Below are 25,842 nucleotides of genomic sequence, written 5' to 3'. Positions count from 1 at the left end.
GACGCGTTTTGACACTTGTACCTTTCAGCTTTTCGACCGTGCCGCACATGCACCTGGAATGGGGCGGCGCCGCCAAGCTTGGCACGCTTCTGTCCGAGCGGTTCTCGGCGCGGAAGTTGCTTCTGGTCACCGATCGTGGCTTGATAGATGCCGGACTGATCGCGCCGATCGAGACCGCGCTGACCGAGGCTGGGTTTTCGGTAACCTTGTTTGACGAGGTTGTCGCGGATCCCCCCGAAAGGATCGTGCGTGGCTGCGCGGAAACGGCCCGCGACCACGGCGTGGACATCGTGCTGGGTCTCGGCGGCGGCTCATCGCTCGACATTGCCAAGCTTGTCGCGGTGCTGATCGGATCCGACCAGCCACTCTCCGAAATGTATGGCATCGGCAACGTCACGGGCGACCGCGTGCCGCTGGCCCTGGTGCCGACGACCGCCGGAACCGGCTCGGAAGTGACGAACATCTCGATCATCACCACCGGCGAGACCACGAAGATGGGTGTCGTGTCGCCCCAGCTCTATGCCGATTTCGTGCTGCTCGACGCCGAGCTGACCGTTGGCCTGCCGCAGCTTCACACCGCAGCCACCGGCATCGATGCGATGGTGCATGCGATCGAAGCCTATACGTCGAAGTTCAAGAAGAACCCGCTGTCGGACGCGCTGGCCCGAGAGGCCCTGAGATTGCTGAGCGGCAGCCTGCTTGATGCGTGCAAGGACGGGAAAAACCGGGAAGCGCGCGAAAACATGCTGCTGGGCGCGATGCTGGCAGGCCAGGCCTTTGCCAATTCGCCCGTTGCCGCCGTGCATGCGCTGGCCTACCCGCTGGGCGGGCATTTCCACCTTCCGCATGGGCTGACCAACGCGCTGATGCTGGGTCCTGTTTTGCGCATGAACGCCAAGGTCGCCGCCCCGCTCTATGCCGAGCTGGCAGACGCGGTATCGGTCCCGGGCCAGGGCAACGCCGAGGAGCGGTCCGAGGCGTTCGTGACCCACATGCTCAAGCTGATGGACGAAAGCGGTGCGCCGCGCCGCCTGAGAGATGTCGATGTGACGGATAACAGTCTCTCGATGCTCGCCTCGGACGCGATGAAGCAGCAGCGCCTGCTGGTGAACAACCCCGTCGAGGTGACCGAGGATGTCGCGCTCGAGCTCTACCGCGAAGCCTATTGAGGACGGCGCATCCAGGGCGGGCGATCCTGCCCGCCGGTGCGATACCCCCGGCCGGGGTTGCCGAGGCCAGAAGATCAAGGAGGAGACACCTGAATGACCGATGATATCCGCCTCTACATGTTCCAGACCGGAACGCTGAAATGTAAGGTCCACAACATCAAGATGAACGAAGGGAACGGCGCCGATTATGCCATCCCAGTGCCGTTCTTCCTGCTTACGCACCCCAAGGGCCACACCATCATCGACGGGGGCAATGCCGTCGAATGCGCCACCGACCCGCGCGGTCATTGGGGCGGGATCTGCGATGTCTACTGGCCCGAAATGTCCGAAGACGAGGGCTGCGTCGCGCAGCTTGAGAAAATCGGCGTGAAGCCCGAAGACGTGAAGTACGTCCTTCAGTCGCACCTGCATCTCGACCACACCGGCGCCATCGGCCGCTTTCCGAATGCAACACATATCGTCCAGCGGGCCGAGTACGAATATGCCTACACGCCCGATTGGTTTGCCGCGGGGGGCTACATCCGCAAGGACTTCGACAAGCCGGGCCTCAAGTGGCAGTTTCTCGAGGGCACGGCCGACGATCATTTCGATGTTTACGGCGACGGCTCTCTGATCACCGTGTTCTCGCCCGGCCACGCGCCGGGGCACCAGTCCATCCTCGTGAACCTGCCGCAGTCTGGTCCGATGCTGCTGGCCATCGATGCCGCCTACACGACCGATCACTGGGAGGAGAAATCGCTGCCGGGGTTCCTGGCTTCCACGGTGGACGCGGTGCGTTCGGTGCAAAAGCTGCGCGCCCTCGCCGAAAAGACCGGCGCAACCGTCGTGACCGGCCATGACCCGGACGCCTGGCCGGGCTTCAAGCAGGCGCCGGAATACTACAGCTGACCGGCCACGATGCATCTGGGCTGACCGCCTGTGCATGACTGGCGAACCAAGAAAAGCGGCGCCTTCTTCGGGGGTGCCGCACGAAGGGCGGCCCGGCCGTCCACCCGTCTTCTCGGAAGCCGCCATCCAGTTCTGTTTGTCGGTAAAGGGTCTGTTCAAACTGCCCTCAAGGCAGACCACCGGCCTGTTTCCACGACGCCCTTCACCCTGCCGTTTCCATGCGGCCATCACCGAACGGCTGGCTGCCGCGTTCGAAAAGACCGGGCGCGCCCGGCAGGAAGATTGCCCGGCGGCAAAGGCTCAGCGAGACGCTGCGCGTCATGAAATACTCCGGTCGCGCAGTCTGGAAGCCTTGGGCAGGATGCCACGTGCTGAACCGCGTCGTGGCGAAGATGCGAGGTTTCAAAGCCTTCGCTGAACGCATCGCTGCCCGGGGTCCTGACCGCCGAACAGCCGGGATCCACATCCCCGTCGCACTCATGAACCGCTTCGATGCACTCGGCACCCCAAGATCCTTCGCGGTGCATAACATCAAAGGGGTAAGCCCTGAGTCATGCCTCAGGGGTGAGGCCCGCAACAACGCCGTCGCAGTCCGAAATGCTCTAAATTAACTCATTAATTTCAGACTATTTTTCAGGCCGCATAGAGACGACCTTGCCCCGACTTACTGAGTGCCACACGCCCCCGGCTACCTTCGGGCGGCGGGCCTGCGCGATGGGGATGCAGGAACGGGCGGCGGAGTGGTCGGGGTCGCCCGTGCGAACGCCGGAGCGCTGCACGGGCGGGGGCTGCCGTCAGAACGGGTAGGGCTGCTCGGGATCCTCGACCGTGATCCAGCGCAGTTCGGTAAAGGCGTCGATGCCGGCGCTGCCGCCGAAGCGACCGTACCCGCTGTCCTTCACACCACCGAAGGGCATCTGGGCCTCGTCGAAAACCGTGGGGCCGTTGACGTGGCAGATCCCGGCCTGGATCCGGCGGGCCACGTCCATCGCCCGCCGGATGTCCTGCCCGAAGACAGACGAGGACAGGCCGTAATCGGTGTCGTTCGCCAGCTCAACCGCATGGTCGGTGTCCCGCGCGCGGATGATCGACACGATGGGGCCGAAGCTTTCCTCGCCATAGATCCGCATCTCGGGCGTGACGTGGTCGAGGATGGTGGCGGGCATGATGGTGCCGCTTTCGGGCAGACCGCCGCACAGCCGCTTGGCGCCCTTCTCCTCGGCATCGGCCAGAAGCGCCGCGACATGCTCGATGCAGGAGGCGTCGATCACGCTGCCCAGGTGGACCTGTTCCGTCGGCGGCCCCGCAACCAGCGCCGCGGCCTTGTCCGCGAAGGCGCTGGTGAAGGCGTCCGCCACCTTGTCATCGACGATGATCCGCTCGGTCGACATGCAGATCTGGCCCGAGTTCATGAAGGCGCCGAAATTGGCCGCGTTGACCGCGCCCGCGATGTGGGCATCGTCCAAGACCACCAGGGGCGCCTTGCCCCCGAGTTCGAGCAGGCAGGGCTTGAGGTGCTTTGCCGCGCGTTCGGCGATGATCCGGCCAACGCGGGTGGAGCCCGTGAAGTTGATCCGCCGGGTCAGGGGATGGTCGACCAGCGCGTTGACGACCTCGGGCGCGTCGTCGGCGCCATGGGTGACGACGTTCAGCACCCCCTTGGGCAGGCCGGCGGCGGTCATCACGTCGGCCAGCATCCGGTGCGTTGCGGGGCATTTTTCCGAGGCTTTCAGAACCACCGTGTTGCCGCAGGCGATCGGCAGGGCAAAGGCCCGCGTGCCGAGGATCTGGGCGGCGTTCCACGGCGCCATGCCCACCAGCACGCCCACCGGCTGGCGGTAGGCCATCGACAGCGAACCGGGACGGTCCGAGGGGATGACCTCGCCCTTGATCTGGGTGGTCGCGGCGGCGGCCTCGCGCAGGATCTTGGCGGCGAACATGCAGTTGAAGCCGTGCCACGCGCCGGTGCCGCCGGTTTCGGCGATGCCGACCTCGATGAACTTCGGCGTCCATTCGTCCATCAGGTCGGCGGCCTTATTCAGGATCTTGCGCCGTTCGCTGGGCCCGGTGGCGGACCACGGGCCAAAAGCTGCATGGGCGGCCTGCACGGCCCGGTCGACATCCTCGGCCCTGGCGGCAGCGGCCTTGGTGGCAACGGCACCGTCGACGGGGTTGGCCCGTTCGAACAGGCCTCCGCCGCTGGCTGCCACGTCCTCGTTATCGATCAGCAATCCGACGTCCATCTCTGTCTCCTCCCTCGGGGTTCGTTTGGCGGCGACAGGCCCGCCATGGCGGGGCCCGCTGCGCGCGACGCCGCCAGTATCCACGGTGTCGCTGCCCAATCCAACCGCGTCGACCGAGGTTCCGTGCGACGGGACGACGCGACGACGCGACGGCGTGTGGGCAGGGCGACGGGACGGCGGGCGGAGGACTGCGAAGGGGGGCGCCGCGCACGCCCCTGACCGGGCCGCCACGCGGCCGGGTAGGGTGGGGCGAAACGCTTTGTAACCCCGCGCGATCTGCTTTACCCTTCCTCCCGATCTTCACCCTTCCCGGACACTCTTGCCGCGGCGGGGCCCGGGTCCGGCACCGCAGGATGGCGGCCCGGGCCGGTTCGGCCCGCCCCGGTCGGCCCCCGTTCGGCCCCGGTGCCGGATCGACCGCGCCACCGGGGCCGTCGGCGCCGGAGTTCACTTTTCCCACCGACCCTCAGGACGGCCCATGACCATTACCCACCTAGTGACCCATTCCGGCGGTTTCCACGCCGATGAACTGCTGTCCTCCGTGATCCTCACGCGGCTGTTCCCCGACGCCCGGATCGTCCGGTCGCGCGATGCGGCCTGGATCACGCCGGGCGAGGGGCGGATCGTTTACGACGTGGGCGGGAACTACGACCCGGAGGCGCGGATCTTCGACCACCATCAGCGCCCCAATCCGCTGCGCGAGGATGGCCAGCCCTACAGTTCGTTCGGCCTGATCTGGGCGCATTACGGCGCGGATTACCTGCGCGCGCTGTCGGTGCCGGAAGAGGACGTGGCCGACATCCATGCCAGCTTCGACGCGGGCTTCGTGCTGCCGGTCGATCTTCTGGACAACGGCGCGCTGGACCCTGCGGCCGCCGGGCCGCTGTCGGGGCTGACGCTGCCGAAGCTGCTGGAGACGCTGAAGCCCGTCTACGACGACCGCGCGCCCGGTGCGGATGATCGGGCCTTCCTGGACGCGGTGCCCATCGCCCGCGCCTTCGTCGAGGCGTCGATCGCCGGCAAGGCAGCGAGGCGCCGCGCCGCTGCGACCGTGCTGCGTGCGATCGAGGCGGCCGGAACGTCGCCGGTTCTCGAACTGCCGATGGGCATGCCCTTCCGCTCGGGGGTCGAGGCCGCCGGCGCGGATCACCTGCTCTTCGTCGTCCATCCCCGCGGCGACGACTGGGCGCTGACCACCATCCGCAAGAGCGCCGACAGTTTCGAAGCCCGCGCCGATCTGCCCGCCGCCTGGGCCGGCCTGACCGACGCCGCGCTCGAGGCCGCGTCGGGCGTGCCGGGGGCGAAGTTCTGCCACAACGGTCGTTTCATCGCGGTCGCCGCCACGCGCGATGCCGTCCTGCGGATGGCCGACATCGCCGTGGCCGAGGCAGGCTGAGCCGGCGACAGCCCCTTGCGCCCCGGCCGTGGCGCGGGCCCGGGCACAGTCCCGCCCCGGGCCGCCGGCGGGGGCAGGGACATCGCGCCCGCGGGTGTCACGCGATGGCCTGATATGTTCGGGCTTATGCCCGGCCCGAACAGAAATGCAGCGCGGCGGCCCTCGGTCGTGGGTCGATCCGTGCGCGTCCATGAACGCATCCTGCGCAGTCGCCGGGCGCCCTGCGGAAGGCGCCAGGACAGGAAGGCTTGGCGTTCAGGCCTTGCCGTCTCCGGAGCCTTCCTGCTGATCACGTCCCTGGTTCTCCCCTGAACCTCCGATTCGTCCTTTGCCGCCGACCTGCGTGCGCGCGCCCCGCGGCGGGCGGCCGGGCGGCGTGTCTCCTAGCCACCCGGCGCCCTGCGCGCGCCCCGCGCGGATGTCACTCGCCGGGGGTCACTCGCTGGGCGTCGGGCGCATGACACCGTGTTCGTCCCGGGCCAGCGGGGCGGTCTGGGTGGGAAGCGGTGCGCCCGGCATCTCGTCGATGGTCACGCCATGCTCCCAGTCGGCCGGGGCCACGGCGACATAGCGGGCATAGCCCCCCGTTCCGCCCAGCGGCTTGGCAAAGCCCACGATGATCAGCGCGCCGGCCTCGGGCACCTCGTCCAGGTTGGCGACGCCCTCGGCCTGCGCGTAGTTGTTGTGCATCAGCCAGTACTCGCCTTCGAGGTCGGGCGTCGTGTCGGTATCCAGCGGCTCGTGCCCGTGAAACAGGATGCCCCGCTCTTCGTGCAGCAGCTTCAGCGCCTCCAGCCCGACGCCCGGAAAGGGCTTCTGGTTGAACCGCTCGATATCGTCCCAGCGCTTGTGCCAGTCCGAGCGCACCATGACGACCGACCCCTCGGGAATTCTGCCATGCGCCGCCTCCCACGCGTCGATGTCGGCGACCTGCAGGTGATAGCCCGCGTCCTCGGCCACCTTGCCCGAGATGTCGATGACGACCAGCGGACGGATCGCGTAGGTCGCGGGCAGGTCGCTGATCGTGGCGCCCATCGGGTTCCAGTGCGCCGGCGGGTCCAGCTGGGTGCCGTACTGGTCGGTGGGCAGGTCATAGGCCGTGGCGACGAAGCCGTGGTCTTCGTATGTGAAGGCTTCGCCCACGTCGACATAGCCCTCGATCGCGTTGCCCGCCGTCGCGGCGCGGAACTGCGCATGACCGAAGGCGGGCCAGACCGCCTGCACGGGCTCGAACGCATGGGTAAGGTCGATGTAGCGGGCGTCGCGGAACATCGCGTCGTAGGCGCCCCAAAGGCCGGGGCTGTCCTGCGCGGCCGACATCGACGGCAGCGCCAGGGCGAGGGTGAGCGGGAGGGCGAGGTGGCGGGGCATGGGGGTCTCCGGACAGGTCAGGGTGCGTGGTGCAGTCAAGGGCACGGGGCCCCGGGCTGGCAAGCCGGCCTGCGGGGTCGGGCGCCGCTTTTCCCGTCCCTGCCCGATTTCCCGCCACCGCTGCCGCACGGGGCGGCACGGTGGATGTCCCCCGGACTTCGGCTGCGCCGACTGCCCGGGCCGGGGCGGCGGGGTCTCGCGCCCCGGTGACGCCCGCTCTTACACGGCAGCGCGATCCGCGCTAATCGGTCGCAGCATGATCCTGTCTAGACCGCACAGAGGACGGCCATGACACCGCCGCAGGGCCACGAGACCGTCCGCGACGCCGCGATGACCCACGGCATCGTCAGCGCCAACCCCGAGGACCTGCTGACCGGCAGGGGCTGGCGCGTGGCGTTGGCCGTCCTGCGCGAGGCGGTCCTGCGGCTGTGGAGCGATGATGCCTTCGGGCTGGCCGGCAACGTGGCGTTCCGGGCGCTGCTGGCGATATTTCCCTTCCTGATCTTCACCAGTTCGCTGACCGCCTTCATCGGTGACGCGTCGATGGCCGAGGACCTGACCGGGTTCCTGATCGCCATCGTCCCCGAAACCCTGGTCGAGCCCATGGTGTCCGAGGTGCAGAAGGTGATGACGGTCCAGCGCGGCGGCGCGCTGGGGATCGGGATCCTGCTGACGATCTGGTTCGCCGTCGGCGGGGTGGACGGCGTGCGCGTCGGGCTGAACCGCGCCTACGGCGTGCGCGAAACGCGCCCGGCACCGGTGCTTTACGCGGTGCAGGCGGTGGTGGTGCTGTTCGCGGGGCTGGTGCTGGTGCTGGTGGGCTATCTTCTGGTGCTGGCACCGCGGGCGGGGTCGCTCCTGCACCGACTTCTGCCCAGCTTCGACCCGGCGTCGGTGACGGTCGGGCTGATCCGCTATCCGGCGGCGGCGGTGATACTGCTGGCCGCGCTCTTTGCCGCGCATGCGATCCTTCCCGCCCGGCGGACGCGGTTCTCCAGCATCTGGCCCGGGGTTCTCTTTACCGTGACCGCGTGGACGATCCTGACGGCGCTCTACTCGGTCTATCTGTCGACCTTTGCGGCCTATACCAGCTATTATGCCGGGCTCGCCGGGATCGTGGCGACGCTTTACTTCATGTACCTTGCCGCGCTGATCCTGATCTTCGGGGGCGAGCTGAACCGTGCCGTGCGCATCCGGCGCCTCGCCTACGCCCTGCGGCGCAAGGACCACGAAGAGGGCTGAGGACGGCAGGACGCGCCAGACGGCATCGCGCGCGGCCCGAACGGCCCTGAGGCCCGGCTGCGTGGGCCGTCGTGGGCGCAGCGGCCCGGCCCCCCCGAAGATCCGCATGTCCAGCGCCGTCGCCGGTCGCATCCCGATGCCGCCCCACCGGGCGTCCGCGACCGTTTCGCGGCGGATCGGTTATGCGCCCCGGCCGGCCCTCAGGGCCCGCCCGGCGCGCCTGTCAGGACCGGGCATAGATATCCTCGTACCGGGTGATGTCGTCTTCCTGCAGGTAGCTGCCCGTCTGCACCTCGATCAGGATCATCGGGATCAGCCCGGGGTTTTCCAGCCGGTGGCGCGCGCCGAGGGGGATGTAGATCGACTGGTTCTCGCCCAGCAGGCGGATGTCGTCGTCCAGCGTCACGCGGGCGGTGCCCTGTACCACCACCCAGTGTTCGGCCCGGTGGACATGGCTTTGCAGGCTGAGCGCCGCGCCCGGGGCCACGTGCAGTCGCTTGACCTGGAACCGGTCGCCCAGCGCCAGCGTCTCGAACCACCCCCAGGGGCGGTGATCGCGGGGAAAGGCGTCGGCCTGCCGCGCGCCGTGAGCGCGCAGCGCGGTCACCGCCCGGCCCACCTCTTGCGAGCGGGCGCGCGGGGCCACCAGTACGGCGTCGGGCATCGCCACCGCGATCATGTCTTCAAGCCCGATGCCCACGACCCTTATGCCCTCGGCCTCGCTGCGCAAAAGCGTGTCCGAGCAGTCGATCGCCGTGGCGGCGCCCTGAAGCGCGTTGCCCGCGTTGTCCTGCGGCATCTCCTGCCAGATCGCCTCCCACGAGCCCAGGTCGGACCACGCGTCGTCATAGGGCGCCACGCTCAGGTTGCCGGCCTTCTCCATCACCGCGTGGTCGATCGATATGTCGGGCACGTGGTCCCAGGCCGCGGCGTCGGGGCGCAGGAAGGCCATGTCGGGACGGGCGTCGGCCATCGCGGCCTCGACCGTGGCCGCGACCCGGGGCGCATGGGTGCGGAACGCCGCGCGCAAGGTCGACAGCCGGGCCAGGAAGACGCCCGCGTTCCACAGGGAATTGCCCGCCTCCAGCATCCGCGCCGCGTGCTCGGCCGAGGGCTTTTCTACAAAGCCCCGAAGGTCCCGCAGCCCCGTGCCCCCGCGCGGATCCCCGAGGTCGAGCCAGCCATACCCCGTCTCGGGGCCGTCGGGCCGGATGCCGAAGGTGACGATCCGCCCGGCCCGCGCGGCGGGGACGGCGCGCAGGACCGCCGCGCGAAACCCCTCGGGGTCCGGGATCGCGTGGTCGCAGGGCGTCAGCAGCAAGAGCGGGTCGGCGCCGCAGCCATTTGCCGAGGGGGCCGTCCCGGGCGGGAGGAAAGGAAAGCGGCCCACGGGCGCCTCGGCGAAGCCGGCGCCCATGTTTTGCAGCGCGGCATCCTGTCTCGTGACGTCCTGCATCGTGACGTCCTGGACCGGAGCCTCCCATATGGTGGCCTGTCCCGGCGCGGCCCAGGTGATCGGGGCGGCGCCCTTCGGCAGCGTTTCGGGCGCCAGGATCAGCGCCCCGGCCAGCGCGGCAGCTGCGGTATTGCGCGGGGCAGGCTCGACCACCAGCGCGGCGGGGGGAATGTCGCATGCCTGCAACTGCATCTGGGCGACAAAGCGAAACGGCTCGGCCGTCACGACAACGGGGGCGGCGAAGCCCGGTGCGTCGAAGCGATGCGCCGTGGCCTGGAACAGGCTGAGACCCTCGAAAAGGGGCGCGAACTGCTTGGGGTAGCTGCGGCGCGACACCGGCCAGAGCCGGGTGCCCGATCCGCCGCCAAGAAGGATCGGAGTAATCATGGCATCTCCATGCACCCCACGCCAAGGTTACCGGGACAGGGACACGAAGCAAGATCGGCTTTAAGTTGAATTTTAGCGATTCGCGCGCGAATCATCCCCCACGCGGGCGGCGCCCGGGCGCGCGCCGACGGCCTCCACGCCCCTGAAGACCGCGCCGTTCCGCTTGACGCAGGGCCGTCGGGCGGGAAAGACGGTGCGCGCCAACCCCCCCTGCGCCCGCCACTTGCGAAGGACATATCCCATGAGCACCCCCATCCTGGTCACCGGCGGCGCCGGCTATATCGGCAGCCATGCCTGCAAGGCGCTCGCCCGGGCGGGGTATACCCCGGTGACCTACGACAACCTCGCCACCGGCTGGCGCGACGCGGTCAAGTTCGGCCCCTTCGAGAAGGGCGACCTGCTGGACCGCGACCGGCTGGACGCGGTCTTTGCCAAGTGGCAGCCCGCCGCCGTGATGCATTTCGCGGCCCTCTCCCAGGTTGGTGAAAGCATGGCCGATCCGGGAAAATACTGGCGCAACAACGTCTGCGGCAGCCTGACGCTGATCGAGGCGGCGGTCGCCGCGGGGTGCCGCGATATCGTCTTCTCCTCGACCTGCGCCACCTACGGGGACCAGGACGGCGTTGTGCTGGACGAAAACTGCGCGCAGGAGCCGCTGAACGCCTATGGCGCCTCCAAGCGCGCGATCGAGGACATGCTGGTCAATTTCGGGGCCAGTCACGGCCTGCGCCACGTGATCTTCCGCTACTTCAACGTCGCCGGCGCCGACCCCGAAGGCGAGGTGGGCGAACATCACCAGCCCGAGACGCACCTGATCCCGCTGATGCTGGACGCCATCGACGGCAAGCGCGACGCGCTGACGATCCATGGCACGGATTACGACACCCCCGACGGCACCTGCATCCGCGACTATGTCCACGTGATGGACCTGGTCGATGCGCATGTGCTGGGGGTCAAATGGCTGGAAGAGGGCAAGGACAGCCGGGTCTTCAACCTGGGCACCGGGACCGGCTTCTCGGTCCGCGAGGTCGTGGCGCAGTCGGGGCGGATCACAAACAAGGACGTGCCGGTGATCGAGGGGCCGCGCCGCCCCGGCGACGCCGTGGCGCTGGTGTCGGGCAGCCGCCGCGCGGGCGAGGAACTGGGCTGGCGCCCCGACCGCTCGACCATGGAGACGATGGTGCGGGACGCCTGGCGCTGGCATCAGAGCGGGCACTACGACGGCTGATGTGCCCGCGTGGCCCCCGGGGGGCGCTGGGCCGCTGCCGCAATCGTGGGTCCGGAGGGTCGGGGTAAACCGGCGGCGGTTCCGGCGCGGGCATAGGGGCACGGGCATAGCGGCGCCGAAAAGGCTCCGCCGGGCCAGGGCCCCGATGGGGCGCAGGGCCTGCCGGGGGCCCGGTTTCAGTCCAGCCCGAACAGGTCGCGGGTGAAGATCTTGTCCCGTACGTCGGCCAGTTCCGGCACCAGCCGGTTGGTCACGATCAGGTCGGCGCGCTGCTTGAAGCTGTCGAGATCGCGCACGACCTCGGAGCGAAAGAATTCGGTATCGTCGAGCGCGGGCTCGTAGACGATCACCTCGATCCCCTTGGCCTTGATCCGCTTCATGATCCCCTGGATCGAGCTGTCGCGGAAATTGTCCGACCCCGCCTTCATCACCAGCCTGTGCACCCCCACCACGGCAGGCGCGCGCGCGATGATCTGGTCGGCCAGGAAATCCTTGCGCGTGGCGTTGGCGTCGACGATCGCCTGGATCAGGTTCTGCGGCACCATCTCGTAATTCGCGAGCAGCTGGCGCGTGTCCTTGGGCAGGCAGTAGCCGCCGTAGCCGAAGGAGGGGTTGTTGTAGTGCTGGCCGATCCGGGGGTCGAGGCTGACGCCCTCGATGATCTGCCGGCTGTCCATGCCATGGCTCAGCGCGTAGCTGTCGAGCTCGTTGAAATAGGCCACGCGCATCGCGAGGTAGGTATTGGCGAACAGCTTGATCGCCTCGGCCTCGGACGGGTCGGTCAGAATCACCGGGACATCCGCATCCTCCGCGCTTTCGGCCAGAAGACGGGCGAAGCCTTCGCCGCGCGGCCCGCGGTCGCCCACCACGATGCGGCTGGGGTGCAGGTTGTCGTGCAGCGCCCGGCCTTCGCGCAGGAATTCGGGGGCGAAGATCACGCCCTCGTGGCCCAGTTCGGCGCGGATCCGGCTGACAAAGCCCACGGGGATGGTCGATCGGATGACCACGGTCGCGTCGGGGGCGAAGTGCCGGGCCTCTTCGATCACCGCCTCGACCGAGCTTGTGTCGAAGCGGTTGGTGCGGGTGTCGTAGTTCGTCGGCGTGGCGACGATGACAAGCTCGGCGCCCTCGTAGGCCGTCTTGCTGTCGGTCGTCGCGGTCAGCGACAGGCCCCCCTGGGCCAGCCATGCCTCGATATCGGGATCGATGATCGGGCTCTTGCCGGCGGTCACCTTCTCGACCCGCTCCTGCGAGATGTCGATCGCGGTGATCTGGTGGCGGCGGGCCAGCAGGACGGCATTGGAGAGGCCAACATAGCCCAGCCCGGCGACGGTGATCTTCATGTCTTCGCCCCTTTCCGCGGGATCAGGTTTCGATCGGCCCGGTGGCCCCGGGCTGCCCGGGGCAGGCAGGGCGAGAAGGCCAGTTGCGGGGCCGGTTGCAGGGCCCGCCGACCGGAATGATGCCCGTCTGTGTCGTCATCGGAAATGTCCTGTCGTCGTCAAATGCCGGGCGGCAAGGTGCCGGGACCCGAGGGTCGCTAATGGAAATTCACCACGCTGACATAAAGCCTTCTGCCCGGTGCCGCCAGATCCGCGTCACGATGGGGCCAGTGTCGTGAGGTTCCGGCGTTCCCGGAGGTCGGGGGGCTTTCCCGGCTGTCGTGGCGCGGTCCCGGCAAAGCCGGAACTTCACGACGTCGGCCCGGGGCGATATAGCGAGGGGAAGAACATCGCAGCGCCGGGGGATCAACATGAGTGACGCGAAAGGCCCGCTGGCCGAACGGGGTGTGTCGAGGCACGGGCCCGCGGCCACGCGGGACGCCATCCAGTCCACGGCCCGCCCGGGGGCGCCTGCGACGGAGGCGGCTTGGGCAAGGACGCCGGCAGGGGCGCGACCCTCCGGCCCCGCGCGCCCGGAGGGTCGCGCATGAGCCTGCGTACCGTCATCCTGATCCCGGCGCGCTATGCCTCGACCCGCTACCCCGGCAAGCCGCTGGCGCGGCTGCGCGGCGCCGACGGGGACAAGAGCCTGATCCAGCGTAGCTGGGAGGCCGCGCAGGCTGTCCCCGGCGTGGCCGAGGTGCATGTCGCCACCGATGACGACCGCATCCGTGACGCGGCGCAGGCCTTCGGGGCCAGCGTCGTGATGACCTCGCCCGACTGCGAGAACGGCACCCTGCGCTGCGCCGACGCGATCGCGCGGGGCGGGATCGAGGCCGATCTGGTGGTGAACCTGCAGGGCGACGCGCCGCTGACGCCCGCATGGTTCGTGTCGGACCTGATCGCCGCGATGGAGGCCGAGATCGCCCGCGGGGATGAGGGCGCCGACGTGGCCACACCCGTGGTGCGCTGCGATGCCACGACCTATCGCCACTTTGTCGAGGACCGGCAGGAGGGGCGTGTCGGCGGCACCACCGCCGTCTTCGACGCGAAAGGTCACGCGCTCTATTTCTCGAAGGAAGTGATTCCCTATATCGATCCCGCCAAGCGCGACGCCGCCTTCGGTGACGTCTTTCACCACGTGGGGCTTTACGCCTATCGCCCTGACGCGCTGCGCGCCTATGCCGGCTGGCAGGCCGGTCCGCTGGAACGGCACGAAGGGCTGGAGCAGCTGCGGTTCGCCGAGAACGGCCGCCGCATCGCCTGTGTCGAGGTTGCGGCCCGCGGCCGGGTGTTCTGGGAGCTGAACAATCCGCAGGACGTCGCGCGCATCGAACGCATTCTGCTGCAAGACACATAGAAGGCCTGACCGACCCATGCCCGACGCCTCAACCTCCGCCTCCAACCCCGCCCCGCGCATCGTCGAGATCGGCGATCTGCGTCTCGGCGGGGACCTGCCCTTCGTGCTGATCTCGGGGCCCTGCCAGCTCGAAAGCCTGGACCATGCCCGGATGATCGCCGGGCGCATCGCCGAGGCCTGCGCGGCCAGCGGCACCGGCTTCATCTTCAAGTCGAGCTACGACAAGGCCAACCGCTCGTCGATCTCGACCGCGCGGGGACTGGGGATGGAAAAGGGGCTCGAGATCCTCGCCGCCATCCGCGAGGAATTCGGCTGCCCGGTCCTGACCGACGTGCACAGCCCCGACCAGTGCGCCGCCGCGGCGCAGGCGGTGGACGTGTTGCAGATTCCCGCGTTCCTCTGCCGCCAGACCGACCTGCTGCTTGCCGCGGGCGAAACCGGCGCCGCGATCAACGTCAAGAAGGGCCAGTTCCTGGCGCCGTGGGACATGGCCAACGTCGCCGACAAGATCGCCAGCACCGGCAACGACCGGATCCTTCTGTGCGACCGCGGCACCTCGTTCGGCTACAACACGCTGGTGTCGGATTTCCGTGGCCTGCCGATCATGGGCCGCACCGGCTGGCCCGTCGTCTTCGATGCCACCCATTCGGTGCAGCAGCCCGGCGGGCAGGGCACCACCAGCGGCGGCCAGCGCGAATTCGCGCCGGTCCTGGCCCGGGCCGCCTGCGCGGTCGGCGTCTCGGCGGTCTTTATCGAGACCCACGAAGACCCCGACACTGCGCCCTCGGACGGTCCCAACATGATCCCGGTCGACCAGATGGGGGCGCTGGTGGATCGGCTGTCCGGCTTCGACAGGCTGGCGAAGACCGCGCCCTGATCGGTCCGGTCCGCGTCCCCTGACCCATGTCCGGCCGTGGCGCGCGTGGATCGCGCCGGCGCGGTGCAGGCTGCGCCGCTGCGCGGTCTGCCGGGCACGGCATGGGCGGAGGGCGACGCCCACGGAGCATCGGGCCGGTCAGGTGTGGGCGCCGGTCGGCATGCATGAGGCGGGCCTGCTGCCGCGCCGGTCCGGGCGCCCGACCGTCGCCCGAAGCCCGCGTGCGGGTATCAGGCACCGTCTCGTCCGCCTCGACAGGGTGCGCGCTTGGGGAAGGTCCCCGCTCCGCCCCGACCCGCCCCGCGCGCGCCTGTCGACCCGCCGAAGATCAGCCGGATATCCGAAGAACCGCGCTCGCCTCTTGCTGCTTGCCGCGCATGCCGATGCCCTCCCCCGGCGTAACCCCCGCCGACCTGCCCCGCACAGCGACGGCACCGTGCCAGTTGATCCGGCGTCGGTCGGCCTATGCGGGTTCGTCGCGCGGCGGATCTGCCATGGGTTGAGGATTCCGTTCCCGGCCTGCCCGCGCGCTGCGCGTATCCGCGTTGCGAGCGCTGAAATTGACGGCAATCGCCCGGAATCCGGCCGCGGGGGTTGCGTCGGAAGACGGTTTGCTAAAACGATAAAGCAGATTGGTGAAACCTTTAATCAGGCGTCGCATGGGCCGTTCGACCGTCTCGCTTCAGCAGATTGCCGATGCCATCGGCGTGTCGCCCGCGACCGTCTCGAACGCGCTGCGCGGAACGGGGCGGGTGTCGGACAAGGTCCGCGACCGGGTGCGCGCCGCCGCCGACCGGCTGGGCTATGTCCCCTCGCACGCCGCGCGCAGCCTGCGGAACGGTCGCTCGGCGAATGTCGGGCTGGTGGTGCCGGATTTCTCGATGCCGCTGTTTCCCGCCTTCGTGCAGGCCTTCGAAGCCGCTGCGCGGGCGCGGGGGCTGGCGCTGATGGTGGCCGACGCGATGGGCACGCCCGGCGATCAGGCCGCCGCGATCCGCGATCTCGAGGCGCGCGGCGTCGACGCGGTGATCGTCATTCCCGTGCGCGACACCGACCGCGCCCGGATGACGCCGGGTGTGCCGCTGGTGGTGGTCGACGCCGCCGCCAACCCGATGAACGCGGTGTCGAGCGACCATCGCGACGGCGGGCGGCAGATCGCGCGGCACCTCGTCGACCTGGGCCACCGAGAGGCGCTGGTCGTGGTGTCGGCCGCCGCGTCGCATGTGAGCGACGCGCGCGAGGCGGGCCTGTGCGAGGTCTTTGCCGAGGCGGGCGTCTCGGTCCGCCGTGTCGCCTGCGCGCCGACCTTCGACGCCGCGCTCGACCTGGGGCAGGGGCTGGACCTGGGGGGCGCCACGGCCTGCGCCGCGGCCTATGACGCGCAGGCCGTGGGCCTGATCACCGCGTTCCGCGCGCGCGGGGTCGCCGTGCCGGGCGACGTTTCGGTGACTGGCTTCGACGACGTCATCTGGGGGCGCATCGTCGACCCTCCGCTGACCACCGTGGCGCAGGACCTCGCCCTCGTGGCCGAGCGCGCGCTGGACATCGCGACGGGGGCCGCCGAGGCCGGGCCGCGGCTGTTCCCCGTGACCCTCGTCGCCCGCGGCTCGACCGCCGCGCCGCCAGAACGACCCCGAGACCCGCAAGAAACCACAACCGACACGGAGTGACATCATGGCCATACGCACCACGACCCTTGCCACCCTTCTGGGTGGCCTCGCCGCCGCGCCCGCGCTGGCGCAGGACCTGACCATCTCGGTCTACGGCATCGCGCAGGACGAATACCGCGAGGCGCTCTACGAGCCCTTCGAAGAGATGTGCGACTGCACCCTGACGGTCGAGACCGGCAACAACTCGGAACGCCTCGCAAAGCTCGAGGCCAACGCGGCCGCGCCCGTGATCGACGTCATCGCGTTTTCCGACGCCGCCGCCCTCGAAGCCGCGAATGCCGGTCTTCTGGCGCCGCTCGACATGGCGCAGGTGCCCAATGCGGAAGATATCTACGACTTTGCCAAGGACCCGATCGGCGGGGGCATGGCCCTGGGCTATACCTTCTACGCCACCTCGACCGTGGCCGTCGCGGGCGAGGCGCAGATCGCAAGCTGGACCGACCTTCTGTCCGACGGCGTGGTCGACCGGCTGGCGCTGCCCAACATCACCACGACGCAAGGCCCGCTGGCACTTTACATGATCCAGCGCGCGCTGGACCCCGAGGCTGCCGAGGCGGGCGATTTCACCGGCGCCATCGACCTGGTGGCCGAGCATCGCGACGAGATCGTGACCTTCTACGAACGCTCCAGCCAGATCCCCCAGCTGATGCAGCAGGGCGAGATCCTGGCCACCGCCATCGGCCGTTTTGCCTGGCCGGGCGTCGCCAACCTGCCCGTGGGGGCCGAATGGATCATCCCCGAGGAAGGTCAGTCCGGCGGCTTGAACGTGCTGGCCGTGGTCGAGGGGGCGCAGAACGTCGAGCAGGCGCACCGCTTCATCGACTACTGGCTGAGCGAGGAGGTCCAGACCAAGCTGGCCGAGATGGGGGCCGACAGCCCCGTCAACACCGGCGTCGAGCTGAGCGACGACCAGGCCGAGGGTCTGACCTACGGCGCCGACATGGCCGAGCAGATCCACTTCCTGCCGCCCGCCGTGCAGATCGAGAACCGCGAAGACTGGCTGGCCCAGTGGAACGAAAAGGTCGCCCGCTAAGCGATCCCCGGGCGGCCCCGCACCGGGCCGCCCGACCAGACCGGAGCATGCCATGACCGACACCAGACGCGCGGGGCTGATGCTGATCGCGCCCGCCACGCTTTTCATCCTCGTGGGGTTCCTGCTGCCAGTGGGCGTCCTGCTGTCGGGGGCGTTCCGCACCGATGCGGGCTGGAGCCTCGGCAATTTCGTCGAGTTCTTCACCACGCCGCTCTACCTCGACGTCTTCTTCCGCACCTTCCGGCTGGGCCTGACGGTGACGGCCGTTGCGGCGGTGCTGGGCTACATCACCGCCATCGCGATCACCGAAACCTCGCCGTCCTGGCGCGGGCGTCTGGTGGCGCTGCTGGTGCTGCCCTTGATGATCTCGCCGGTGGCGCGCACCTATGCGTGGCTGGTGATCCTGGGCCGGACCGGGTTTCTCAACACCGCGCTTCAGACCGTGGGCCTGACGGATGAACCGCTGCGCATCCTCTTCACCGAAACCGCCGTCTTTATCGGCCTGATCCAGCTGTTCTTTCCGCTGATGGTGCTGCCGCTGCTGTCGTCGCTGGAAAACCTGCCGCGCGACGTGATCCCCGCGGGCCGGGTGCTGGGCGCTTCGTGGTTCGCGATCTTCTGGCGGGTGATCCTGCCCCTGACGCGCGAAGGCCTCGTGGTCGGCGGCACGCTGACCTTCGTGGGCTCGCTCACCGCCTATGTGACGCCCGCGATCCTGGGCGGCTCGAAGGTGCTGATGCTGGAGACCCTGCTGTACCAGCGGGTGTCGGTCGCGAACGACTATGCCTCGGCCGGGGTGATCGCGGTGATCCTGATCGCCATGAGCATCGCCACGAACTTCCTTCTCAAACGCATCGCCACGACCCGGAGAGCCGCCCGATGAAACTTGCCGGACACCTCTTCCTTGCCGCCGTCATGCTGTTCCTGATCGGCCCCTTCGTCATCATCTGCTTCGCGGGCCTCTCGGCCGGTGAATCGCTCGCCTTTCCGCCCGAGGGGCTGTCGCTGCGCTGGGTCATCCGCGTGTTCGAGATCGAAAGCTTCCGGTCCAGCTTTGCCCTGTCGCTGGCGCTGGGGATCGGGGCGACGCTCTTCGCGCTGATCCTGGGCATTCCGGCAGCCTATGCGCTGGCGCGCTACGACGTGCCCGGCGGCGAGGCCATCCGCAACGTGCTGACCGCGCCGATCATCGTGCCGGGCATCATCGTGGGTCTCGCCCTTCTGCGGCACCTGGTCATTCCCTCGGGGCTGGGCGTGCGGCTGGCGCTTTTCCTGGCGCACTCCGCCTTGCTGATCCCCTATGCCGTGCGCGTCGTCTCGGCCTCGCTGGAAAACCTGCGCCCCGATATCGAGGAGGCGGCGATCCTCTTGGGCACCTCGCGGATTGGCGCCTTCCTGCGGGTGACGCTGCCCAATATCCGCAACGGGATCATGGCGGCCTTCATCATCGGCTTCATCACCTCGTTCAACGAGGTGCCCGCCTCGCTGTTCCTGACGGGGCCGGGCGTCGCGACGCTGCCCGTCGACATGCTGCTTTACATGGAATTCAACTTCGACCCCTCGATCGCCGCGCTGTCGGGCCTTCTGGCGCTGATGTCGCTGACGGTGGTGCTGGTCGCCGAACGTCTGCTGGGATTGTCGCACTATGTCTGAACCCTTCCTGAAACTCGACGACCTGACGCTGGCCTATGGCGACAGCATCGCGGTCGATCGCCTGAACTTCGAGATGCGCGAGGGCGAGCTGGTCGCGCTGCTGGGGCCTTCGGGCTGCGGCAAGACCACGACCATGCGGTCGATCGCGGGGCTGATGAAGGCGCGGTCGGGGCGCATCCTGCTGGACGGGCGCGACATCACCCGGGTGCCCGCCAACAAGCGCGGCATCGGGCTGGTGTTCCAGTCCTACGCGCTGTTCCCGCATCTGAGCGTGCGCGAAAACGTGGCCTTCGGCCTGCGCATCGCGGGCACCCCGGCGGACGAACGCGACCGACGCGTCGCCTCGGCCCTGTCTGCGGTGGGGCTGGAGAGTTTCGCCGACCGCGCGCCCGCCGCGCTGTCGGGCGGGCAGCAGCAGCGGGTGGCGCTGGCACGTTCCATCGTGATGGAGCCGCGCCTGCTACTGCTCGACGAACCCTTGTCGAATCTCGACGCGCGGCTGCGGCTGGGCATGCGGACCGAACTCGCCCGGCTTCAGCGCGAGCTGGGGATCGCGATGCTTTACGTCACCCATGACCAGGTCGAGGCGCTGGCGCTGGCCGACCGGGTGATCGTGATGCAGGGCGGCGCCATCGAACAGATCGGCACGCCCGAGGATATCTACGAACGCCCCGCCTCGCCCTTCGTGGCCAAGTTCATCGGGTTCGAGAACACGTTCGAGACCGAGGGCGACATGCTCAAGGGCTCTGCAGGCCCCGTGCCCACGGGGTTCGCGGTGCCTGCGGGCACGCGCGGGCTGGCGTGGCGGCCGAAATCCGTGCCGCTGGGCACGGGCCCGCACGAGGGGCGGATCATCGGCGCCTCGTACCAGGGCGAAAGCGTGGAATACCTGCTCGAGTCCCCTCTGGGCGAAGTAAAGGCGGAACGCCCCGCGGCCGAGCCGCGCCACGCGCCGGGGACCGAGGTGCAGTTCGATCTGCCGCTGTCGGGCGCGGTGGTGCTGCCCAATGCCTGAGGGCGCGATCTGGGTCGACACCGACATGGGGTTCGACGACCTCGCCGCGATCTGCTTGGCTGACGGCGCGGGCCGTGCCCTCGCGGGTCTGTCGACCGTGGCGGGCAATGCGCCGTTGCGGCAGGTCACCGCGAACGCGCTGGCCGCGCGCGCGGCGTTCGGCTGGGACGTGGCGATCCATGACGGCGCCGACGCTCCGCTGACGCAGCCCCCGATCACGGCGGGCTACGTTCTGGGCGAGACGGGGATGCCCACCGCCGGGCGCAGCCTGACGCCCGTCGCGGGGCGGGTCGAGCCCGATCCCGCCACCGATGCCATCGCCCGCTTTGTCCAGAACGGCGGGCGCGACCTGCTGGCGCTGGGGCCTTTGACCAACATCGCGCATCTGGCGCGCACGGCGCCTGCCGCGGCGGGTCGGCTGCGGATCACCTGGATGGGCGGCTCTGCCGGGCCGGGCAACCACACCGCCGCGGCCGAGTTCAACGCCGCCGCCGACCCCGAGGCGGTGGCCGAGATGCTGGCGGCGGGGCTCGACCTGCGGATGGTGGATCTTGAGACCTGCCGGCAGGTCACGGTCGACGCCTCCGACGTGGCCCCCCTGCGCGCGTTGGCGGGCGGGCGCGCCGCGCTGCTGGCCGACCTCATGCAGGGCTATGTCGACATCTCGAAGACCGGGCGCATGGCGCTTTACGATCCCGTCGCGGCGGCGGCGCTGGCCGCGCCCGATTGCGTGACCTTCTCGCCCGCGCGGATCGACGCGGAGCTGACCGGCACCCACACCCGGGGCATGACGGTCGTGGAATGGCGCGCCCGCAAGGCCGCGCCCAACGCCCATGTCTCGCGCAGCGCCGACGCGCCGCGGATCAAGGAACTCCTCGGCGCGGGGCTTGCCCACGCCGCCCGAAAGGCCCTGCCATGACCGACGTGACCGCCACCGGCCCGACCGCCCCTCATCTTACAGCCCCCGATATCGCCGGCCCCGATATCTCCAGCCCCGATCAGCCCCGGCCGGATCTGCCCGACGCTGACCTCAACGCCCCCGGCCTGCGCGACCGTGCCGTCGCCGCCGCGCGTGGCACCACGCCCTTCGACCTGCTGCTGACGGGCGGGCGGCTGGTCGATGTCGCCACGGGCGAGATCCGCGCGGCCGATATCGGCATCACCGGGCCGCTCGTCGCCTCGGTCCATGCCCCCGGCACCCGCAACGACGCGGCCGAGGTCGTCGCGCTGGACGGCGCGATCGTGACGCCGGGGCTGATCGACACGCACATGCATGTCGAAAGCTCGATGGTCACGCCCCGCCGCTATGCCGAAACCGTCGTGCCGCAGGGCACCACCACCGTCTGCTGGGACCCGCACGAGGTCGGCAACGTCGCGGGCCTGGACGGCGTCCGCTGGGCCATCGACGCCGCGCGCGACCTGCCGCTGCGGCTTCTGGCGCTTGCGCCCTCCTGCGTGCCCTCGGCCCCGGGGCTGGAAATCGCGGGGGCCGAGGTCAATGGTCCCGAGATGGCGCAGATGCTGGGCTGGCCCGACATCCATGGCGTGGCCGAGGTGATGGACATGCGCGGCGTGCTGGACCGGTCGGAGCGGATGCGCGACATCGTCGGTGCGGGGCTGACCTCGGGCAAGCTGGTCTGCGGCCATGCGCGCGGGCTCTCGGGGGCGGACCTGCAGGCCTTTGCCGCCGCCGGCATCGGCTCGGACCACGAGATCACCGATGGCGACGATCTGCTGGCCAAGCTGCGCGCCGGCCTGACGATCGAGCTGCGCGGCAGCCACGACCACGTGCTGCCCGGCGCGGTCGCCACGTTGAACGGCCTGCCGCGCTTTCCCTCGACGGTGACGATCTGCACCGATGACGTCTTTCCCGACGACCTGGTCGACCGCGGCGGCATGGCCGATGTGCTGCGGCGGCTGGTGGGCTACGGGCTGGACCCGGTCGCGGCGGTGCAGGCAGCGACGCTGAACGCCGCGCACCGGCTGGGGCGCGAGGATCTGGGCCGCGTGGCACCGGGACGCCGCGCCGACATCGCCGTCTTCGCCGACCTCGAGGGGTTCGCCTGCCGCCTGACCGTCGCGTCGGGTCGCGTCGTCGCGCGCGGCGGCCGCATCGCCACCCCGGTCGGGACGGACGCTGGCACGGCCTTTGCCGACACGATGCGCCTGGCCCCGGTGGGCGGGGAGGCTTTTACCCTTGCGTCGGACGCGGCCGCGGTCACGCTGAACACCGTGAAGCGTCCGCGCTTCACCGAGTGGAGCACCCTTGCCGCGCGGGTCGAGGACGGCGTCGTCATCCTGCCCGAGGGCGCGCTGATGATGGCGGTGCTGCACCGGCACGGGCGCGGCGGCGGAATTGGGTTGGGCGTGCTCGAAGGCTGGGGCGACTGGACCGGGGCCATCGCGACCACCGTCTCGCATGACAGCCACAACCTGACCGTCTTCGGCCGCGACCCGGCGGACATGGCGGCGGCGGCCAACGCGCTGATCGGTTGCGGCGGCGGCATGGCGGTGGCCCGCGGCGGGCGGGTGACCGCGCTTCTGCCGCTGCCCGTCTGCGGGCTTCTGAGCGACGCCCCCGCGCCGCAGGTGGCTCAGACCCTGCGCGATCTGCGCCGCGCGGCGGCCGAGGTCGCGCCATGGCAGCCGCCGGTGATGACGTTCAAGTCGCTGGTCGGCGCCAGCCTGGCCTGCAACCCGGGGCCGCATGTTACCGACCTGGGCATCGCGGACGGCCTGACCGGCGAGGTCCGCCCGCCCATCGTCGCGGCCTGACCGCGGGCCGTGGCCGGGCCTGGGTTCGGGCCCGGCCACGACGTCGATCCCGGGGCAGGGGGATGCGGGGCCTCCCGCTTGCCGATAGGGTTCTTCCGGAAGGAAAGGCGGGCAGGCAAGACGAACGGAGGGAATGACGAGATGAGCAACCGGGCGGGCGACGAAACGGGCGCCGAGGCGGGCCGCCGGCAGGCGGACGCCGAGCGGATCCTTGCGGATCTGGTCGGGTTTCCCACGGTCGTGGGGCATCCGAACGGCGACCTGATGTCCTACGTGGCCGATATGCTGTCGACCGCCGGCGTCTCCTGCCGCGTTCTCATGGGCCCCGAGGGCGACCGCGCGAACCTCTTTGCCACTATCGGCGACCCCTCCGTCCCGGGCTACGTCCTGTCGGGGCATGTCGACGTCGTGCCGGCGGACGAGCCGGGCTGGAAGGGCGACCCGTTCCTGCTGCGCCGGGTCGAAGAGCGGCTGATCGGTCGTGGTGCCTGCGACATGAAGGGCTTTGTCGCCGCCGTCCTGTCGGCCCTGCCCGATCTGGCGGCGATGCCTCTTTCGGCGCCGGTGCATATCGCGCTGTCCTACGATGAAGAGGCCGGGTGCCGCGGTGTGCCCCACCTTATCGCCGCGCTGCCGCAGCTTTGCGCCCCGCCGCTGGGCTGCATCATCGGCGAACCTACCGGGCTGCACCCGGTGCTGGCGCACAAGGGCAAGGCCGCGCTGCGGGTGCGGGCGCAGGGCCGGGGCGGGCACAGCGCACGCCCGGACCTGGGGGACAACGCCATCCATCGCCTGATCCCGGTGCTGTCGGCCGCTGTCGCCCGCGCGACCGAGGTGCAGACAGGCCCGCTGGACGACCGCTTTGCGCCGCCGTGGTCCAGCCTGCAAGTCGGCACGGTGTCGGGCGGGCAGGCGCTCAACATCATTCCCGACGCCGCCGAGGCGCGGATCGAGGCGCGCGCCATCGCGGGCGTCGACCCCGCCGCCCTGCTACAGCCCGTGGTCGCCGCCGCCCGTGACTGCGAGGTCGAGTGGCTGTCGAGCTACCCCGCGCTGGACCTGCCGCCCGACGCGCCCCTGGCCCGCCTCGCCACGGAGCTTGGCGGGCGGCGCCCGCACGCCGCGGTCAGCTTCGGGACCGAGGCGGGGCTGTTCCAGGCCGCGGGCCTGCCCGCCATCGTCTGCGGACCCGGCGACATCGCGCGGGCCCATCTGCCCGAGGAATACCTGAGGCGCGACGAGCTTGCCGCGGCACGGGACCTCGTCCTTGCGCTGGGGCGGCACCTGTCGCACTAACCGCGGCACGGCTACAGAAGCGAACCAGATCAGCATGTCCGACAGTATGCGCTCCGCCTCCCGGCCACAGGATTCCGGGTCCGCCGCGTCCAAGGCACCCGGCCCCGGTTCGCGCGACGTCGTGCCACCCAAGTCAGCGCAACCCGGGTCCGCAGCGACCGGCCGCGCGCCTTTGGACCTGCCGTCTTCGGACCCGCAGCAACCCGGCGCGACCCACCCCGGCCCCGCGCGGGGCGACGCGACGCATCCCCGGGCGGCCCCGCCCGACGTGGCGAGGGTTGAACTCGTGCCCTTCACCGCCGCGCATCTGCCGGGGGCGCAGCGCCTGTCGCAGGCCGCGGGCTGGCCCCACCGCGAGGCCGACTGGGCGCTGACGCTGTCGGTGTCGCGCGGGGTCGCGGCGATGCAGGACGGGCAGGTCGTCGGCACCGGTCTTTGCGCGCATCTCGGACCGGTGGCCGCGCTCAACATGATCATCGTCGAGACGGGGCTGCGTGGCGCGGGGCTGGGTCGGCGCCTGATGGCGGCCCTGCTTAAGCTGGCGGAGGGCCGTAGCTGCCGGCTTGTGGCGACCGAGATGGGGCTGCCGCTTTACCGCCGGTTCGGGTTCGTCGAAACCGGGCGCATCCTGAAATGCTCGGGGACGGCCCGCGCGGCCACGCCGGAGCGTCCCGTCGTCGCGGCGGGGTCGGCAAAGGTCGCGGCGCTTGCGGCGGCGGACCGGGCCGCAACGGGCCTGTCGCGCGCCGACCTTCTGGCCGGGATCGCGGCGCGGGGCACCCTGCTTGAGACCGAGGGCGGCATCGCGCTTCTGCGCCGGTTCGGGACGGGGTACGTCGTGGGCCCGCTGCTGGCCCGCAGCGACGCGGCCGCCCGGGCGCTGCTGTCCGAGGCCGCGCGGCGCCGCGCGGGCGCGGATCTGCGCATCGACATGCCGCTGCCGCAGGCCGAGGCGCTTGTCGCGCACGCCACGACGCTGGGCCTACATCCCGCGGACGGGACCGGCATCGCGATGGCCCGGGCGCCGCTTCCGGCGGACGAGCCGTCTGCCCTGTCTTCGCCCGGGCTGCGCGCCTATGCGCTGGTCTCGCAGGCGCTGGGCTAGGTCCGCCGCGCAAGGCGCCGCTCCAGGGGGCCTGTCATCCGGTTCCGCGATACGTGCCGTATGGGGGCCGGATCGCGAGGCTTCGGCCCGGGGGGATGCGTCGCCGGGGCATTCGGGCTTGCCTCCGGCCGATGCCTGCTCAGCCGGCCGGGCGTGCCCATGCGTGCCGGGATATTTCGTCGCTTCCGGACAGAACGACCGTGGGGGCGGGACGCAACGGCCCGCATCGCCGGGGCAGGGCAGGCCCGCAGAAGGGTGCGGGGCGGGAAAGGATACGGGGCGGGAAAGGGCTGGAA

Annotated in this window: 20 protein-coding genes and 1 pseudogene; 17 read left to right on the top strand and 4 right to left on the bottom strand. The window is 70.1% G+C overall.

The features are described 5' to 3' along the window. The first annotated feature begins 8 nt into the window (after positions 1 to 8). From EKE94_RS09485 to EKE94_RS09475, 3 genes and pseudogenes are all read left to right on the top strand, one after another. Positions 9 to 1,169 carry an iron-containing alcohol dehydrogenase gene (locus tag EKE94_RS09485; protein WP_127906384.1) on the top strand — a complete coding sequence of 387 codons (1,161 nt, stop codon included), beginning with the start codon at positions 9 to 11 and terminating at the stop codon, positions 1,167 to 1,169. 93 nt (positions 1,170 to 1,262) lie between these two features. Then, positions 1,263 to 2,057, top strand: a complete 795-nt coding sequence (gene attM / locus EKE94_RS09480; protein ID WP_164870875.1) for an AttM family quorum-quenching N-acyl homoserine lactonase — start codon at positions 1,263 to 1,265, stop codon at positions 2,055 to 2,057. Positions 2,058 to 2,142: 85 nt separating this feature from the next. Next, a pseudogene (locus tag EKE94_RS09475) lies at positions 2,143 to 2,244 on the top strand (transposase); the annotation flags it as partial. A 607-nt stretch (positions 2,245 to 2,851) separates the two neighbouring features. On the opposite strand, the gene EKE94_RS09470 reads toward EKE94_RS09475, so the two are convergent. Further along, entirely contained in the window at positions 2,852 to 4,300 is a 1,449-nt protein-coding gene (locus EKE94_RS09470; protein WP_127906383.1) for an aldehyde dehydrogenase, read from the bottom strand. Positions 4,301 to 4,778: 478 nt separating this feature from the next. Here EKE94_RS09470 and EKE94_RS09465 point away from each other — a divergent pair, with 478 nt between their 5' ends. Next, complete coding sequence (locus EKE94_RS09465; protein ID WP_127906382.1) at positions 4,779 to 5,696, top strand: MYG1 family protein; 918 nt, start codon at positions 4,779 to 4,781, stop codon at positions 5,694 to 5,696. Between the two features lie 435 nt (positions 5,697 to 6,131). Here EKE94_RS09465 and EKE94_RS09460 read toward each other — a convergent pair whose 3' ends face one another. Beyond that, positions 6,132 to 7,067 (bottom strand): cyclase family protein, encoded by a 936-nt coding sequence (locus EKE94_RS09460; protein WP_127906381.1) that lies wholly within the window; start codon positions 7,065 to 7,067, stop codon positions 6,132 to 6,134. A 288-nt stretch (positions 7,068 to 7,355) separates the two neighbouring features. Between EKE94_RS09460 and EKE94_RS09455 the strand changes: the two genes are divergently transcribed. Next, positions 7,356 to 8,309: a YihY/virulence factor BrkB family protein gene (locus EKE94_RS09455; RefSeq protein WP_127906380.1), complete on the top strand. Its 954-nt coding sequence runs from the start codon at positions 7,356 to 7,358 to the stop codon at positions 8,307 to 8,309. Positions 8,310 to 8,532: 223 nt separating this feature from the next. Here EKE94_RS09455 and EKE94_RS09450 read toward each other — a convergent pair whose 3' ends face one another. Next, on the bottom strand, positions 8,533 to 10,152 hold the full coding sequence (locus EKE94_RS09450) for a mannose-1-phosphate guanylyltransferase/mannose-6-phosphate isomerase (protein ID WP_235855967.1): 1,620 nt from the start codon (positions 10,150 to 10,152) through the stop codon (positions 8,533 to 8,535). Between the two features lie 241 nt (positions 10,153 to 10,393). Between EKE94_RS09450 and galE the strand changes: the two genes are divergently transcribed. After that, positions 10,394 to 11,380, top strand: a complete 987-nt coding sequence (gene galE, locus EKE94_RS09440; protein ID WP_127906379.1) for a UDP-glucose 4-epimerase GalE — start codon at positions 10,394 to 10,396, stop codon at positions 11,378 to 11,380. A 176-nt stretch (positions 11,381 to 11,556) separates the two neighbouring features. On the opposite strand, the gene EKE94_RS09435 is transcribed toward galE, so the two are convergent. Continuing rightward, positions 11,557 to 12,723 carry a nucleotide sugar dehydrogenase gene (locus EKE94_RS09435; RefSeq protein WP_127906378.1) on the bottom strand — a complete coding sequence of 389 codons (1,167 nt, stop codon included), beginning with the start codon at positions 12,721 to 12,723 and terminating at the stop codon, positions 11,557 to 11,559. Between the two features lie 592 nt (positions 12,724 to 13,315). Between EKE94_RS09435 and EKE94_RS09430 the strand changes: the two genes are divergently transcribed. The 11 genes from EKE94_RS09430 (at position 13,316) to EKE94_RS09380 (ending at position 25,546) form a co-directional block, all read left to right on the top strand. After that, a complete protein-coding gene (locus tag EKE94_RS09430; RefSeq protein WP_127906872.1) occupies positions 13,316 to 14,122 on the top strand; it encodes a 3-deoxy-manno-octulosonate cytidylyltransferase in 807 nt (268 codons plus the stop codon). 16 nt (positions 14,123 to 14,138) lie between these two features. Continuing rightward, positions 14,139 to 14,999 (top strand): 3-deoxy-8-phosphooctulonate synthase, encoded by an 861-nt coding sequence (kdsA, locus tag EKE94_RS09425; RefSeq protein ID WP_127906377.1) that lies wholly within the window; start codon positions 14,139 to 14,141, stop codon positions 14,997 to 14,999. A 659-nt stretch (positions 15,000 to 15,658) separates the two neighbouring features. Continuing rightward, on the top strand, positions 15,659 to 16,669 hold the full coding sequence (locus tag EKE94_RS09420) for a LacI family DNA-binding transcriptional regulator (RefSeq protein ID WP_127906376.1): 1,011 nt from the start codon (positions 15,659 to 15,661) through the stop codon (positions 16,667 to 16,669). 4 nt (positions 16,670 to 16,673) lie between these two features. Next, a complete protein-coding gene (locus EKE94_RS09415; protein WP_127906375.1) occupies positions 16,674 to 17,702 on the top strand; it encodes an ABC transporter substrate-binding protein in 1,029 nt (342 codons plus the stop codon). Between the two features lie 52 nt (positions 17,703 to 17,754). Next, positions 17,755 to 18,585 (top strand): ABC transporter permease, encoded by an 831-nt coding sequence (locus EKE94_RS09410; RefSeq protein ID WP_127906374.1) that lies wholly within the window; start codon positions 17,755 to 17,757, stop codon positions 18,583 to 18,585. Beyond that, complete coding sequence (locus EKE94_RS09405) at positions 18,582 to 19,355, top strand: ABC transporter permease (RefSeq protein ID WP_127906373.1); 774 nt, start codon at positions 18,582 to 18,584, stop codon at positions 19,353 to 19,355. Before EKE94_RS09410 ends, EKE94_RS09405 begins: the two co-directional genes overlap by 4 nt. Then, a complete protein-coding gene (locus EKE94_RS09400; protein ID WP_127906372.1) occupies positions 19,348 to 20,370 on the top strand; it encodes an ABC transporter ATP-binding protein in 1,023 nt (340 codons plus the stop codon). Before EKE94_RS09405 ends, EKE94_RS09400 begins: the two co-directional genes overlap by 8 nt. Further along, positions 20,363 to 21,289, top strand: a complete 927-nt coding sequence (locus EKE94_RS09395; protein ID WP_127906371.1) for a nucleoside hydrolase — start codon at positions 20,363 to 20,365, stop codon at positions 21,287 to 21,289. Before EKE94_RS09400 ends, EKE94_RS09395 begins: the two co-directional genes overlap by 8 nt. Then, positions 21,286 to 23,145: an adenine deaminase gene (locus tag EKE94_RS09390; protein ID WP_127906370.1), complete on the top strand. Its 1,860-nt coding sequence runs from the start codon at positions 21,286 to 21,288 to the stop codon at positions 23,143 to 23,145. Before EKE94_RS09395 ends, EKE94_RS09390 begins: the two co-directional genes overlap by 4 nt. 141 nt (positions 23,146 to 23,286) lie before the next feature. Further along, complete coding sequence (argE, locus tag EKE94_RS09385) at positions 23,287 to 24,441, top strand: acetylornithine deacetylase (RefSeq protein ID WP_127906369.1); 1,155 nt, start codon at positions 23,287 to 23,289, stop codon at positions 24,439 to 24,441. Between the two features lie 286 nt (positions 24,442 to 24,727). Further along, positions 24,728 to 25,546 (top strand): GNAT family N-acetyltransferase, encoded by an 819-nt coding sequence (locus EKE94_RS09380; RefSeq protein ID WP_164870874.1) that lies wholly within the window; start codon positions 24,728 to 24,730, stop codon positions 25,544 to 25,546. Positions 25,547 to 25,842 lie beyond the last annotated feature (296 nt).

Source organism: Mesobaculum littorinae (assembly GCF_004011175.1).
Taxonomy (GTDB): Bacteria; Pseudomonadota; Alphaproteobacteria; order Rhodobacterales; family Rhodobacteraceae; genus Tranquillimonas; species Tranquillimonas littorinae.
The sequence above is the reverse complement of the archived record's forward strand: the minus strand, read 5'-3'. Positions and strand labels throughout refer to the sequence as shown.